Source organism: Cypionkella sp., from assembly GCF_034376685.1.
In the GTDB taxonomy this organism is placed as follows: domain Bacteria; phylum Pseudomonadota; class Alphaproteobacteria; order Rhodobacterales; family Rhodobacteraceae; genus Cypionkella.
This window is the reverse complement of the sequence record NZ_JAXMJJ010000097.1, coordinates 24,168-36,534: the sequence shown is the minus strand read 5'-3', so window position 1 is coordinate 36,534 and position 12,367 is coordinate 24,168. Positions and strand designations below refer to the sequence as shown.

General features: G+C 61.5%; 14 protein-coding genes. 5 read left to right on the top strand and 9 right to left on the bottom strand.

All coding sequences use genetic code 11. The annotated features are described in order from the left end of the window. Positions 1-117: 117 nt before the first annotated feature. Positions 118-1,569, top strand: coding sequence for a Do family serine endopeptidase (locus U1A24_RS18735; protein WP_416136330.1), 1,452 nt, complete (start codon positions 118-120; stop codon positions 1,567-1,569). Between the two features lie 50 nt (positions 1,570-1,619). On the opposite strand, the gene U1A24_RS18730 is transcribed toward U1A24_RS18735, so the two are convergent. From U1A24_RS18730 to U1A24_RS18720, 3 genes are read right to left on the bottom strand one after another with little or no spacing between them, the layout of a single operon-like run. After that, the gene (locus U1A24_RS18730) at positions 1,620-2,039 is read right to left on the bottom strand and encodes a hypothetical protein (protein WP_322323504.1); all 420 of its coding nucleotides are present in this window, start codon (positions 2,037-2,039) and stop codon (positions 1,620-1,622) included. Between the two features lie 30 nt (positions 2,040-2,069). Further along, positions 2,070-2,711 carry an HD domain-containing protein gene (locus U1A24_RS18725; RefSeq protein WP_322323503.1) on the bottom strand — a complete coding sequence of 214 codons (642 nt, stop codon included), beginning with the start codon at positions 2,709-2,711 and terminating at the stop codon, positions 2,070-2,072. Then, on the bottom strand, positions 2,708-3,163 hold the full coding sequence (locus tag U1A24_RS18720; protein ID WP_322323502.1) for a peptidoglycan-binding domain-containing protein: 456 nt from the start codon (positions 3,161-3,163) through the stop codon (positions 2,708-2,710). Before U1A24_RS18720 ends, U1A24_RS18725 begins: the two co-directional genes overlap by 4 nt. Before the next feature lie 299 nt (positions 3,164-3,462). Between U1A24_RS18720 and U1A24_RS18715 the strand changes: the two genes are divergently transcribed. After that, entirely contained in the window at positions 3,463-3,786 is a 324-nt protein-coding gene (locus U1A24_RS18715; protein ID WP_322323501.1) for a 2Fe-2S iron-sulfur cluster-binding protein, read from the top strand. Positions 3,787-3,871: 85 nt separating this feature from the next. Here U1A24_RS18715 and U1A24_RS18710 read toward each other — a convergent pair whose 3' ends face one another. The 3 genes from U1A24_RS18710 to U1A24_RS18700 are packed head-to-tail and all read right to left on the bottom strand — an operon-like array spanning position 3,872 to position 5,496. Further along, positions 3,872-4,510: an SDR family NAD(P)-dependent oxidoreductase gene (locus tag U1A24_RS18710; RefSeq protein ID WP_322323500.1), complete on the bottom strand. Its 639-nt coding sequence runs from the start codon at positions 4,508-4,510 to the stop codon at positions 3,872-3,874. Beyond that, positions 4,510-4,944 (bottom strand): DUF1178 family protein, encoded by a 435-nt coding sequence (locus U1A24_RS18705; protein WP_322323499.1) that lies wholly within the window; start codon positions 4,942-4,944, stop codon positions 4,510-4,512. Before U1A24_RS18705 ends, U1A24_RS18710 begins: the two co-directional genes overlap by 1 nt. A gap of 51 nt (positions 4,945-4,995) precedes the next feature. Next, on the bottom strand, positions 4,996-5,496 hold the full coding sequence (locus tag U1A24_RS18700; RefSeq protein ID WP_322323498.1) for an NUDIX hydrolase: 501 nt from the start codon (positions 5,494-5,496) through the stop codon (positions 4,996-4,998). 179 nt (positions 5,497-5,675) lie between these two features. Here U1A24_RS18700 and U1A24_RS18695 point away from each other — a divergent pair, with 179 nt between their 5' ends. The 3 genes from U1A24_RS18695 (at position 5,676) to U1A24_RS18685 (ending at position 8,716) form a co-directional block, all read left to right on the top strand. Then, the gene (locus tag U1A24_RS18695; RefSeq protein ID WP_416173507.1) at positions 5,676-6,773 is read left to right on the top strand and encodes an acetoin utilization protein AcuC; all 1,098 of its coding nucleotides are present in this window, start codon (positions 5,676-5,678) and stop codon (positions 6,771-6,773) included. 87 nt (positions 6,774-6,860) lie between these two features. After that, the gene (locus tag U1A24_RS18690; RefSeq protein WP_322323496.1) at positions 6,861-7,754 is read left to right on the top strand and encodes a glycosyltransferase family 2 protein; all 894 of its coding nucleotides are present in this window, start codon (positions 6,861-6,863) and stop codon (positions 7,752-7,754) included. Then, entirely contained in the window at positions 7,682-8,716 is a 1,035-nt protein-coding gene (locus tag U1A24_RS18685) for a Stealth CR1 domain-containing protein (RefSeq protein WP_322323495.1), read from the top strand. The genes U1A24_RS18690 and U1A24_RS18685 overlap by 73 nt, the downstream gene beginning before the upstream one ends. Here U1A24_RS18685 and U1A24_RS18680 read toward each other — a convergent pair. The 3 genes from U1A24_RS18680 to U1A24_RS18670 form a co-directional block, all read right to left on the bottom strand. Beyond that, entirely contained in the window at positions 8,711-10,129 is a 1,419-nt protein-coding gene (locus tag U1A24_RS18680) for an amidase (protein ID WP_322323494.1), read from the bottom strand. The two genes, U1A24_RS18685 and U1A24_RS18680, sit on opposite strands and share 6 nt — an antisense overlap. 128 nt (positions 10,130-10,257) lie before the next feature. Continuing rightward, the gene (locus tag U1A24_RS18675) at positions 10,258-11,283 is read right to left on the bottom strand and encodes an extracellular solute-binding protein (protein WP_322323493.1); all 1,026 of its coding nucleotides are present in this window, start codon (positions 11,281-11,283) and stop codon (positions 10,258-10,260) included. Positions 11,284-11,306: 23 nt separating this feature from the next. Next, positions 11,307-12,329, bottom strand: coding sequence for an extracellular solute-binding protein (locus tag U1A24_RS18670; protein WP_322323492.1), 1,023 nt, complete (start codon positions 12,327-12,329; stop codon positions 11,307-11,309). Between the last annotated feature and the right edge of the window lie 38 nt (positions 12,330-12,367).

Here is a 12,367-nt window from a genome sequence, read left to right as displayed (position 1 = left end):
ATGAATATGCGGATGTGATCCGATGGGGCCGCCGATCTTGAGATTGGACCCCGCTATACGAAAAGGAGTTCGGACGTGCTTCAACTTCCCACTGCGCGCGCGCTGACGGTTCCGGCGATGGTCGCGCCCAAGCGCCCCCGGCTGTTGCTGGCCCTTGGCCTGGGGCTGACCATGGCGCTGGCCACCGGGCCTGCGCATCAGGCGCTGGCGTTCGGCGCACCTGAAAGCTTTGCCGATCTTGCGCAACAAATCAGCCCTTCTGTGGTGAACATCACCACCTCTTCCGTGGTGGCGCAGGCCACCGATGGCGCGCCGATGGTGCCGCCCGGATCGCCGTTTGAGGATTTCTTCAAGGATTTCATGGACCAGAACGGCCAAGGCAACAACGAGCCGCAACGCTCGGAAGCTTTGGGATCGGGGTTTGTGATCAGCGCTGACGGCTATATCGTGACCAATAACCACGTCATCGAGGGCGCCGATGCGATCGAGGTCGAGTTCTTCTCGGGCAAGAAGCTGAAAGCCAAACTGGTCGGCACCGATCTGAAAACCGACATCGCTTTGCTGAAAGTCGAAAGCCCCGAGCCGCTGCCGTTCGTGAACTTTGGCAATTCGGATACGATGCGGGTGGGCGATTGGGTGATGGCGATGGGCAACCCGCTGGGACAGGGGTTCTCTGTCTCTGCCGGGATCGTCTCGGCGCGTGGACGTGAGCTGAGCGGCGCTTATGACGATTTCATCCAGACCGATGCTGCGATCAACAAGGGCAACTCGGGCGGGCCACTGTTCAACATGGAGGGGCAGGTGGTTGGCGTGAACACCGCTATACTGTCGCCCACCGGTGGCTCGATTGGTATCGGCTTTTCGATGGGCTCCAACGTGGTGTCGCATGTGGTCGATCAGTTGAAAGAGTTCGGCGAAACCCGGCGTGGCTGGCTGGGCGTGCGGATTCAGGATGTGACGCCGGATGTGGCCGAAGCGATGGGGCTGACCGAAGCCAAGGGTGCGCTGATCACCGATGTGCCGGATGGTCCGGCCAAGGCGGGCGGCATGTTGGCGGGTGACGTGATCCAGACCTTCAATGGCAAGGAAATCACCGATGTGCGCAGCCTGACTCGCACCGTGGCAGACAGCCCGATTGGCGAAGAAGTGGCCGCCGTGGTGTTGCGCGACGGCGTGCAGCAAACGCTGCAAATCAAGCTGGGCCGTCGCGAAACCGATGAGGCTGGCAAGCCCGTGCCTGCGGCGCAAAAGGACACCCCTATTGAGCCGCAAAAGGCAGAAGTGCTGGGGCTGACTTTGGTGCCGGTGGACGCGCAGGTGGCCAAGGATCTGAACCTGTCAACAGGCGCCACTGGTCTTGCGGTCACACATGTCGATGCAAGCTCTGAGGCCTCTGAAAAGGGCGTGGCACCGGGCGATGTGATCGTCGAGGCCGGGCAGCAGAAGATTGTCAGCATCAGCGATCTGCAAGACCGTGTGTCCGAAGCCAAAGCGGCGGGGCGCAAGTCGATCCTGTTGCTGGTGCGCCGCTCTGGCGATCCGCGCTTTGTGGCGCTGTCGGTCGAGTAGGCGTTCAGGCGTGCAGCATAGGGGGCGGCGGGGAAACCTGCCGCCCTTTGCTATGGGCGGGGCAGCAGGCGGCTTTGCGCGCGTGCCCCCAACGCAAAGCCCGCACAGGTGATCAGCGCGCAAGTGGCATAGGCCAATGCGGCGACGGTCAGCATGGTCAGAGGGCGGCTGGCAAGCGCCTGAGCCGTCTCGGCAGGGTCAAGACCCAGCCACAGCCGCAGCGCGAAGCTGTGCAGAACGAACAGGATCAGGGCCAGCAGCGCAAACCACGCGCCATAGCCCAGTATCGGCCTGATCCCGGCTGGCGTTTGGCTGCGCGCAACCCAAGCGCCACCACAAGAACGCGCGGCGACCAACAGCGGCAGCACCACGGCAAGCGCCGTGCCAAAGCTGAGCCGCGCCTTGATCACCGCCTCGAACATCAGGATCAATGCAACGGTCGCGGCGGCGCACAGCACCAGCACCAACATGAAGCGGAGCGAGAGCCGGAGGGCCAAGTTTCAACCGATCTCGAACAGCAGGCGGGTGCGGAATGACAGCATCCAGTCGGCGCGCTCGATGGCCATGGCGCGACCGGGGGCGGTTTGCATGGTATCGACCAGTTTCAGCAGCTTGGTCTCGATATGATCCAACGCAAAAGCGCGGTCGTCGCGTGGTCGGTGCAGCGCCATCGGGTCTTCGGCGTCAAACAGGCCACCGCCCATAGCGCCCGAGACGTGGAACATCCGGGCGATGCCGATAGCGCCCAGAGCCTCTAACCGATCAGCGTCTTGCAGCACGCGGGCTTCGGCGGTCACCGGGGTGATTGCGGCAGAAAAGCTATGCGCGGCAATGGCATGGCCGACCGCCGACAGCTTGGCCGCGGGGAATCCATCGGCGCGCAGAAAGTGGCAGGCGGCCTCGGCAGACAGCGTTGAGGCACGGGCGCGCTCGGGGTGAGATTTCGGCAGGTTGACCAGATCGTGGAAAATGCAGGCGGGCAGCAGGACTTCCAGATCGCAAGGCTCGTCCATCGCGATCAGCTTTGCCCGCGCCCAGACCCGGCGCAGATGGCCCAGATCATGCGCGCCATCGGCAGGATGCGCCGACCATTGCCGGATCACTTCGGTCTCATAGCGGGATTGTGTGGTGGCATGGGTCATAGGTGGGCGACATCCGTGGCGATAATGCCAAGCTCTTTGGCAGCGGAAAGCGAAAGCTCGGGGCTGTCAAGGCCGCGTTCGGCTTGAAAGCGGCGCACAGACTCGGCGGTGGTGGCGTCCATCATCCCGGTGACCGGTGCGAGGTACAGCCCGCGTGCTTTCAGGGCGCGTTGCAGCGTGGCCACAAAATTGACCGTCATATCCTGCGGGCAGGGCGCACGGAACCAAACCTCTTCATGATCCTGCAACAGCCGCTGGTGGGTCTTGGTCTGATAGGTGGCGGGGGCGGTGACGGTGCCTGCGGCATCGCGCTGTTCGTCGGTGACAACGAATTGCTCGGTGGTGGTCTCAATCACCGCGGGGGTGGTGTCTTTCGCCCAACAGATGCCGGGTTTTGCGGGCGGCTGTGCGCCTTCTTTCAGGCGCAGCAACTCGATGCCAAGGTCGCTCACGCCCGGTGCGGTTACCCGGACTTGGTCGCTACAGCCAGTCAGGACCAGAGCGCAGCCAAAAATCAGACGAAAAATCATGCCATGCCCGTATTGCGCCCCGGTTGCTCCGGGTCCTGTTGTGGCAAGCTTAACCGCAAAGCGCTGCTGTGCAAAGATGGCTTGGGCCGCTGGGTGTCGTGGGGGATCTGCGGGGGTGACGCAATTGCACCGAACTGTGACGGTGGTGCACTGGCAAATCCTGTGGGTTTGGCCTATGTCGGCGGCAGAGCCGTTGGGCACAAAGAAACAGGGAAAGCAGCATGGCGAAGATCGTTTACGTCGAATTTGGTGGCAAGGAACACGTTGTTAACGTCGCAAATGGCCTGACGGTGATGGAAGGCGCGCGCGACAACGGCATTCCGGGCATCGAAGCCGATTGCGGCGGTGCCTGTGCCTGCTCGACTTGCCATGTCTATATTGATCCGGCTTGGGTGGACCGCTTGCCTGCAAAAGACGCGATGGAAGAGGATATGCTGGATTTCGCCTGGCAGCCCGATCCGGTGCGCTCGCGCCTGACCTGTCAGATCAAAGTCAGCGATGCGCTGGATGGTCTGCGCGTGCAGATGCCGCAAAAGCAGATCTAGGGCATTTGCTCTTTTAGAAATACTCTGGGGGGCTGGGGGCTAGCCCCCCAATGAAATTCGCCTTACTATGAATTTCGGCTTCGCTTCAGAACGGATGCGCCCGCCCGTCCCAGGTTTCAAAACACCCGGTTGTTGCCAGTGACAGGGCGGCAAAACGCTCTGCAAGCCCCTGCGCGGATTGCGCTTCGGTGATATCAGCGCCCGCGCCGCCCATGTCGGTTTGCACCCAGCCGGGGTGATAGATGCCGACAGCGATGCCCTGCGGTTTCAGATCGGTGGCAAGGTTGCGGCCCAGATTGAGCGCTGCGGCCTTTGAGGCGCGGTAGATATAGCTGCCACCGGGCGCACGGGTATCCGACGCCATTTGTGACGAAATGATCGCGATCTTACCGCCAGCGCGGCGCAAAGCGGGCAGCAGGGCTTGGATGGTCAGGAACACGCCGACGACATTGGTGCTGAAACCCTCGGCCCAAAGTTCGGGCGCATAGCCGTCGTCCAGCCGTTGACCGCGATCAGGGTAGACCCCAGCGTTGCAGATCAGAAGATCAAGACTTTCAATGCTTTGCCCAAAGCTGCGTTGGCCTGCCGGATCGGTCACATCCAGCGTCACCAGCCCCGGCGCAGGCTTGCGGGCGGTGCCGATGACGGTTTCGCCCGCAGCCTGATAGTGCGCGAACAAGGCCTGACCGATGCCTCGGTTGGCTCCGGTGATCAGGGTGGTCATCAGTTTGCCTTTCGGGGCGGCATGAACGGCAGCGGGGCCACCGGCACGCCATCTTCGATCAGCGCGCGGGCCTCGGCGGGCTTGGCCTCACCATAGATCGCGCGTTGGTCGATCTCGCCGTCATGCATGCGGCGGGCCTCGGCGGCGAAGTTCATCCCGACATATTCCGAATTCGCCTCGACCTGACGGCGCAACTCGGCCAGTGCGGATTCAAGCTCGGAGGTCGGCTCGCTGAGTTTGGGCTTGGCCGCAGGCTCACCCGCCTTGCGGGCCGGGCGCACAGCGGGGGCCATCAGGGCTTTGTCGATGGCCGTATCGCCACAGATCGGGCAGCTGATCCTGCCCGCAGTCAGCAAGCTTTCATAGGCCCCGGCAGACTGAAACCAGCTGTCAAAACCGTGGGAATTGCTGCACCGAAGGGAATAGCTGATCATGCTTTGGCCAAAACTGGGTAGGATCTTTACCTAAGCAGGCTGCGCCGCTTTTCAAGCGGTTGCAAGCGCTTGCTCGACCACAAGTTCGGGGGGTTCGATCGCGAAATTGGCGCTGAGGCCCAGCAGCACCTGACGCAGTTCAGGCTCCAACACCTTGCGGGCGGCTTTCTCGGCGGCAAACCATTTGCGCCGACGCTCATTGCGTTCAGGGAATTTGTCGACAAGCTCCGACACCCGCAGCGCAAAGACCTTGACCACACATTCGCAGCTGCGTTTGGGGGTCAGCAATTTGACGTAATTGAACCGGCCAATCGAGGTTTCTGCGATATCACCGCGTACGCCTGCTTCTTCCCATGCCTCTTGCTGGGCAGCCTCGGCCGGCGAGCGTTTGTCCATCGGCCAGCCCTTCGGGATCACCCAACGCCCGGTGTCGCGGCTGGTGATCAACAACACCTCAACCTTGCCGCGGTGCATGCGCCAGCAGATCGCGCCGTATTGTTCCGGGCAAACGGCGGCCTCGTCCAGAGGCGCTATGGGTAGGGTTTGGTTCATCTGCATCTGCCTTCACTCGTACGTTTATAAACTGCGGTTCTTCAGAGCCGCATTCAAGAGTATGTATCGCATATTCTTGAAGATTTGCATAGCATTGCAAGGCAGTTTTGGGTCAACACCTGTTACAAAACTGTTACGTTCGGTAACGATGATCAAACAGGCAGGCCAAAGAGGCGGACATTTTGGAAACTGCCGCAATCTTCATCGGTTCGGAAATCTATCGCGGATCAAGCTATGGCGGCGCGCATCCATTGCGGGTGCCGAGGGTCTCGACGGTGATGGATCTGGCGCGCAGTCTGGGTTGGCTTGCGGGGCGATATCGCACCAGTCCGCGCGCCAAACCTGCGGCGCTTCTGGCCTTTCATACCGCCGAGTACATCGCAGCCTTGCAGGCGGCAGAGGCCGGGATGATCGGGGCTGAGGCGATGGCGCGGCATCAGATCGGCACCTTGTCCAATCCGGTTTTTCCGCAGATATACAGCCGTCCGGCAACTGGAGCGGGCGGTGTGTTGCTGGCGGCAGAGTTGCTGTCCGAGGGTGGTGCTGTGCATGTGCCGGGCGGCGGCACCCATCATGGCCTGCCCGACCGGGCCAATGGGTTTTGCTATCTGAACGATCCGGTGCTGGCGATCATGGCGCTGCGGCGGATGGGGTTGCGGGTGGCCTATGTCGACCTTGACGCGCATCATTGCGATGGGGTGGAGTTTGCTTTTGCCGGGGTGCCCGAGGTGCTGCTGATCTCGGTGCATGAACAGGCGCGTTGGCCGTTTACCGGGGCTTTGGGCGTGGTCGCGGGAAATTGCGTCAATCTGCCGGTGCCACCGCAGTATAACGACAGTGCGGCGCGGCTGGTGCTGCACGAGATGATCCTGCCGCGGTTGCACGCGTTTGCACCGCAGGTGATCGTGGTGCAAGCGGGCGCGGATGCATTACTGGAGGATCCGCTGTCACGTCTGGCTTTGTCGAACAATGCCTATGTCGAAGCGTTGCGGGAGATCAAACGACTGGCTTCCCGGCTGATGCTGCTGGGCGGGGGAGGCTATAATCCGTGGTCGGTGGGGCGGTGCTGGACGCTGCTTTGGGCAGAGTTGTCGGGGCAAGACGTGCCCGATGTCTTGCCAGATGCGGCGCAGGCGGTCTTGCGGCAGCTGAGTTGGGGCGGCGGTGGTCGGCCTCTGCCCGAGCCCGCGCTGTTGACCACTTTGCGGGACGCGCCGCGTGAAGGGCCAATTTGCGATGAGCTGCGGGCGCGGGTGGCGGCGTTGGCGCGGGCCTGAGCCGGGTTTCGCGCCGTGATGGTGGGTCAAGTTGCGGTTTGTCTGGCCTTGCGCTAAAGCCAAGCCAAGCTTTAGCCGGAGAAACCCGTGTCAGAACATGCTGAGCCAGCCCCGCGCGTCAAGGTCGCCTGTATCACCACGGTGCGCAATGACCGGATTTTTCTGCGCAAATGGATCGACTATTACGGCGGCAATTTCGGGCGGCAGTCGCTGTTCGTGATCATCGACGGCTTGGACGAGACAATCCCGCAAGGCTTTGAAGGCGTGAATTTTCTGCATCTGCGCCACCGTGACTGGGCAGCGGAAATCAGCAACACCCCGATGCGGCGGGTGGTGATGGAGCATAACCGCAGCCGCGCGATTTCCGATCTGGCGCGGACGCTGTGGCGCTATGATTACGATGCGGTGATTGCCACGGATGTGGATGAGTTTCTGGTGGCGGACCCGGCGCGGCACGCGAGTTTGAATGCGTTCATTCAGGGCCATCAGGCGCGGACCTCGACGCTGTCGGGATTGGGGCTGGATGTGGTGCAGGATTTGAAATCGGAACCTGCGATTGATCCTGCGCAGCCGTTTTTGGCGCAAAGGCGGGTGGCGGTGGTCTCAAACGCCTATACCAAGCCGGTGTTGGCGTTCAAACCGGTGACGTGGGGCGCGGGATTGCACCGGGTGAAGCGGCGGAATTTCCACATTCATCCTGACCTCTACATGTTCCACTTCGGTATGATTGATTACGAGACCGCGATGGGGCGGGCGAATGATCCGAATCTGATCGCCGCAGGCTGGGGGCCGCATATGCAACGCCGCGAAGTGCTGTTCCGCATGGTCGAGGCGGCGACCCCGGTGGAAGGCGAGCCGCTGTTTGAAGGCTTCCGGCGGCGGATGACTTGGGTGCGCAGGCCTTTGGCGTGGAACAAACCGGCGAAATTGCCGGGGCCGCCGGTGGTGATCATCCCGGAGCGGTTGAGGGCGGTGCTTTGAGCCAGCCGATTGATGCGGTGCTGACATGGGTGGATGGCGAAGACCCCGCCCATGTCGCCAAGCGCAAGGCCTATGATCCGGGCTTTGGTGCGGCGGGGGTTGAGGCGACGCGCTTTGCCAGCCGCGATGAGATTCGCTTTAGCCTGAGTGCTTTACTGAAGTTTGCGCCGTGGTTGCGCTGTATTCATATCGTGACGGACGGGCAGACCCCGGCGGTGGTGGAAGAGTTGTGGGCGGACCCTGCGATGCGGGCGCGGGTGAAGATCGTTGATCATGCGGTGATCTATCGCGGGCATGAGGATCTGTTGCCGGTATTCTCCAGCCGCTCGATTGAGACGGCGCTGTATCGCATCCCCGATCTGGCAGAGCGGTATATTTACCTGAACGATGACTTTTTCCTGATCCGCCCGGTGCAAGCGTCGGATTTCTTCACGGAAACCGGACCGATCCTGCGCGGCCGCTGGATTACGCGAGCCTACGGGCTGGTTGTCTGGATGCAGCTTGTGGTGGGACGGCTGAAGGGGCGGGGCAAGAATTGGCGTCCGTCTGGGTTCAAGGCGGGCCAGTTGAATGCGGCGCGGCTGGTAGCGCCCGGCTGGCGGCTTTTCAGCTTTGGCCACACCCCGCACCCGCTGCGCCGCTCGACCTTCCAGCGCTTTGAAGCCAGCCATCCCGGCGTGATTGAGGCCAATATGGCCCCGCGCTTCCGGCATGGCAGCCAGTTCAATCCGACCAGCCTTGGCACGCATCTAGAACTGGCGGCGGGGACGGCGACGGTCGCGGCGTCGGACAACACAGTGTATTTCCGCGCCGATGTGGATAGGCCCGATCGCGTGCGCGAGAAGATTGCCGAAGCCGAAGCGCGCGAGGATGCGCTGTTTATTTGCGTCAACAGTCTGGATCAGGCCGGGTCGCAGGTGCAGGCAGATATTCTGGACTTCCTGCGGCGTCGGATTCTATAGCGCAGGCGGGCGCTTGGCGGGCCAATCGGTGGCCAGATGATAGGCCTGCCCCAGCGCGAGGATCTTCGCATCCGCGCCCACCGGGCCCGCAATCTGCATCCCCATCGGCAAGCCGTTTGCGCCAAAGCCGACCGGCACGTTCAACGCGGGCAGGCCGATCAGGCTGATCGGGATCACCACCTCCATCCAGCGGTGATAGGTGTCCATTGTCACCTCGTTGATGCTTTGCGGCCAGCGGGTTTCCACCGGGAACGGCCAGACCTGTGCGGTTGGCAGCACCACGGCGTCATATTTGCTGAACAGGCGGGCCATGTGGGCGTAGTAGCGGCTGCGGATCGTGCTGGCCTCATAGACGGCCTGCGCTGTCAGGTCGCGCCCCTGCTCGATTTCCCAGATGGTTTCGGGTTTCAACTGCAGACGCTTGGCGGGATCGTCGTACAGTGGCTTCATGCCGCCTGCGTTCAGCATGGCGCGCAGGGTGGTCCAGGACCGCCACAGCTTTTCGGCAGGGAAGGGTGCTGCGATGGCCTCCACCTTGGCACCCTGTTCGGCGAACACGCGCAGGCCGGCTTCGCAGAGATCGAGAATCCCCGGCTCGAATTGGTAGGCACCGCCCCAATCGCCTGCCCACGCGATGCGTTTGCCGCGCAGATCGGTGGTCAGATGGCTGGCAAAATGACTGCCCTCACGGCCAAATGGCACTTCCGGGTTCACCCCGGCCTGCACCGTCAGCAGGTTCGCCACGTCTTCCACCGTGCGGGCCATCGGGCCTTCCGTCGCCAGGGTGGCCAGATGGGTGTCGCCCTCGGCATCTCCGGGCACGAGGCCCCAAGACGGGCGGAAACCATAGACATTGCAGAACGCGGCGGGGTTGCGCAACGAACCCATCATATCCGAGCCATCCGCCACCGGCACCAGTCGTGCGGCCAGTGCAGCCGCAGCGCCGCCCGAAGAACCGCCTGCGGTCACGGCGAGATCATAGGGGTTGCGGGTGACGCCATGCACGGGGTTGAAGGAATGGCTGCCATGGCCCCATTCCGGCGTGTTGGTTTTGCCGATAAAGATCGCACCCGCGCTTCGCATCCGGGCGGCCAGCAGATCATCCTTTGCCGGGATGAAATCGGCAAACAGCGGTGAGCCATAGGTGGTGCGCAAGCCTTTGGTGGCGCAGAGATCTTTCACCGCCAGCGGCAGGCCGTGCAGCCAGCCGGTCGCTGGGGCGTCATCGGCGCGCTTGGCTTCGGCCAGCAGGTCATCGCGGTCGCGTAGCGAGATCACGGCGTTTATCGCCGGATTAACCGCCGCGATCTGGTCCAGATGTGCGGCCATCACTTCCGAAGGGGCCACCTTACGCGCGGTGATCATCCGTGACAGCTCGGAAGCCGAGAGTTCGTGCAATGACAATGGGGTCATCCTCTGTGGTCAAATATCCTCGGGGGAGGTTTGGAGGGGGCAGAAAGCCCCCTCCATTCACGCGCGAAAGCGCTTACAAAAATGATGCGGGGGTTGTTCACCCCCGCATCGCAGTCAGATCACGCAGATTACTTCTGCAGCTCGGTCCAGATTGCGGTCATGTATTCCTGCGCTTTGGCCGAACAGGTCGGCAGGAACCGGCCAGCCGCCTTGAACTCTTCCGGGATCACCACTTCCGGTGCGGTTTTCATGTCTTCCGGCATGAACGCATCCGAACCCGCAATGCCGTTGGCATAACGTGCAAAGCCCGAGATCATCGCGGCGTTTTCGGGGATCATGATGAAGTCGATGAACTTATAGGCTTCCTCGACGTTCTGGGCGTCTTTCAGCACGCCGATCGAATCCATCCAAAGCACATAGCCTTCCTTCGGATAGCCATATTTGACATCCGGGTTGGCCAGACGTGCCCGCATGGTGGAGCCGTTCCAGTTCACCGACGCCGCCCAATCGTTGTTCGACAGCTTTTCGGTGGCGCCGTAATCCATCGAGATCCAGTTCGGCTTGGCCGCAATCAGCGCGTCACGCGCCTTTTTCAGCACCTCGGTGTCTTCGGTGCAGGGCTGCCCGCCTGCCCACATGATCGCGAGGTTGACGATGTCGTTCATCTCGGGGACGACGTTGATCTTGCCGACCAGTTCCGGCGGCACGTTCAGGAACACGTCCGAGGTGTTGATGTCGCCACCATAAACCTTGGTGTTGACCGCCATCCCGGTCGAGCCCCACTGCCACGGCACGGTGTAAACGCGGCCCTTGTCCCAAGCCACATCCATCCACTCGGGTGCGATGTTGCCCTTGTTTTTCAGCTTGCTGTCATCCAGCGGCACGATCAGGCCCTTTTCGGCCCAGATCGGCACATAGTTGGCCGAAGGCACCACAAGGTCAAAGCCCGAACCACCGGCTTCGACTTTGGCCAAAGCCGCGTCGTTGCTGTCGTAATCGGTGACCGTCACCTTGATGCCGGTCTCGGCTTCAAACTTTGCCAGCAGTTCGGGGCTGGTGTAATTGCCCCAGTTGAACAGTTGCAGCGTGCCTTCTGCGGAGGCCAGCGAGGTGCTGGCCAGCAAGAGAAGGGTGGCAGAGAATAGTTTTTTCATTTTCGTCTCCCTAGGTTTCTTGGTTATTTTTGCAGATCGGTCCAGATCGCCGTCATGTATTCCAGCGCCTTGCCAGAGCAGGCTGGCATGAAATGTCCGGCGGCCTTGAATTCAGCCGGGATGTTAACCTCTGGTGCGGTTGCCATGTCTGCGGGCATGAAGGCTTCTGAGCCGGTGATGCCATTGGGATAGCGTGCGAAGGCTGAAACCAAGGCGGCGTTTTCCGGCAGGCTGATGAAATCGAGGAATTTATAGGCCTCATCCACGTTCTGAGCTTCGGTCAGAAGGGCGACCGAGTCCATCCACAATGGGTAGCCCTCTTTCGGATAGCCATAGACCACATTGGGGTTTTTCAGCCGCGAGCGGAAGGTTTCGCCCGACCAGTTCACCGATGCCGCCCAATCTCCGTTGGCCATGCGCTCGGTGGTGCCGTAATCCATCGAGATCCAGTACTGCCGGGCGTTGATCAGGGCGTCATGGGCTTTTTTCAGCACGGCGACGTCCTCGGTGCAGGGTTCGCCGCCGGCCCACATCACGGCGAGGCCAACAACTTCATTCATCTCGGGGACAACGTTGATCTTGCCCTTCAGTTCCTCAGGCGGGTTCAGGAAGATTTCCGAGGTGTTGGGATCGCCCTTGTAGACGGAGGTATCCACTGAAATCCCGGTGGTGCCCCATTGCCAAGGAATGGTGTAATTGCGGCCCTTGTCCCACTCCACATCCATCCATTCGGGTGCAATGTTGCTGTGGTGCGGCAGTTTGGTCAGATCCAGCTTTTGGATCAGGCCTTTCTCGACATAGATCTGCACGAAATGCGCTGAGGGCACCACAAGATCAAAGCCGCTGCCGCCTGCCGAAATCTTGGCCAAAGCGGTGTCGTTGCTGTCGTAATCGGTAACCGTCACCTTGATGCCGGTCTCTTTCTCAAACTTTTCCAGCAGTTCGGGTGAGGTGTAATCGCCCCAGTTGAACAGGTTGAGCTGACCTTCGGCGAGGGCAGGGCTGGCAGTGGTCAGCAGCAGGGCGACAAGCAGGGGCTTTTTCATGCGGTGGAGGCTCCGATGTTGGGCGTTTGATTGTTATC

Coding starts and splice junctions, on each gene's coding strand:
- U1A24_RS18735 (WP_416136330.1), top strand. CDS start 118: ATGGTCGCGCCCAAGCGCCCCCGGCTGTTGCTGGCCCTTGGCCTGGGG.
- U1A24_RS18675 (WP_322323493.1), bottom strand. CDS start 11,283: ATGAAAAAACTATTCTCTGCCACCCTTCTCTTGCTGGCCAGCACCTCG.
- U1A24_RS18715 (WP_322323501.1), top strand. CDS start 3,463: ATGGCGAAGATCGTTTACGTCGAATTTGGTGGCAAGGAACACGTTGTT.
- U1A24_RS18700 (WP_322323498.1), bottom strand. CDS start 5,496: ATGAACCAAACCCTACCCATAGCGCCTCTGGACGAGGCCGCCGTTTGC.
- U1A24_RS18730 (WP_322323504.1), bottom strand. CDS start 2,039: ATGTTGGTGCTGGTGCTGTGCGCCGCCGCGACCGTTGCATTGATCCTG.
- U1A24_RS18705 (WP_322323499.1), bottom strand. CDS start 4,944: ATGATCAGCTATTCCCTTCGGTGCAGCAATTCCCACGGTTTTGACAGC.
- U1A24_RS18710 (WP_322323500.1), bottom strand. CDS start 4,510: ATGACCACCCTGATCACCGGAGCCAACCGAGGCATCGGTCAGGCCTTG.
- U1A24_RS18680 (WP_322323494.1), bottom strand. CDS start 10,129: ATGACCCCATTGTCATTGCACGAACTCTCGGCTTCCGAGCTGTCACGG.
- U1A24_RS18725 (WP_322323503.1), bottom strand. CDS start 2,711: ATGACCCATGCCACCACACAATCCCGCTATGAGACCGAAGTGATCCGG.
- U1A24_RS18670 (WP_322323492.1), bottom strand. CDS start 12,329: ATGAAAAAGCCCCTGCTTGTCGCCCTGCTGCTGACCACTGCCAGCCCT.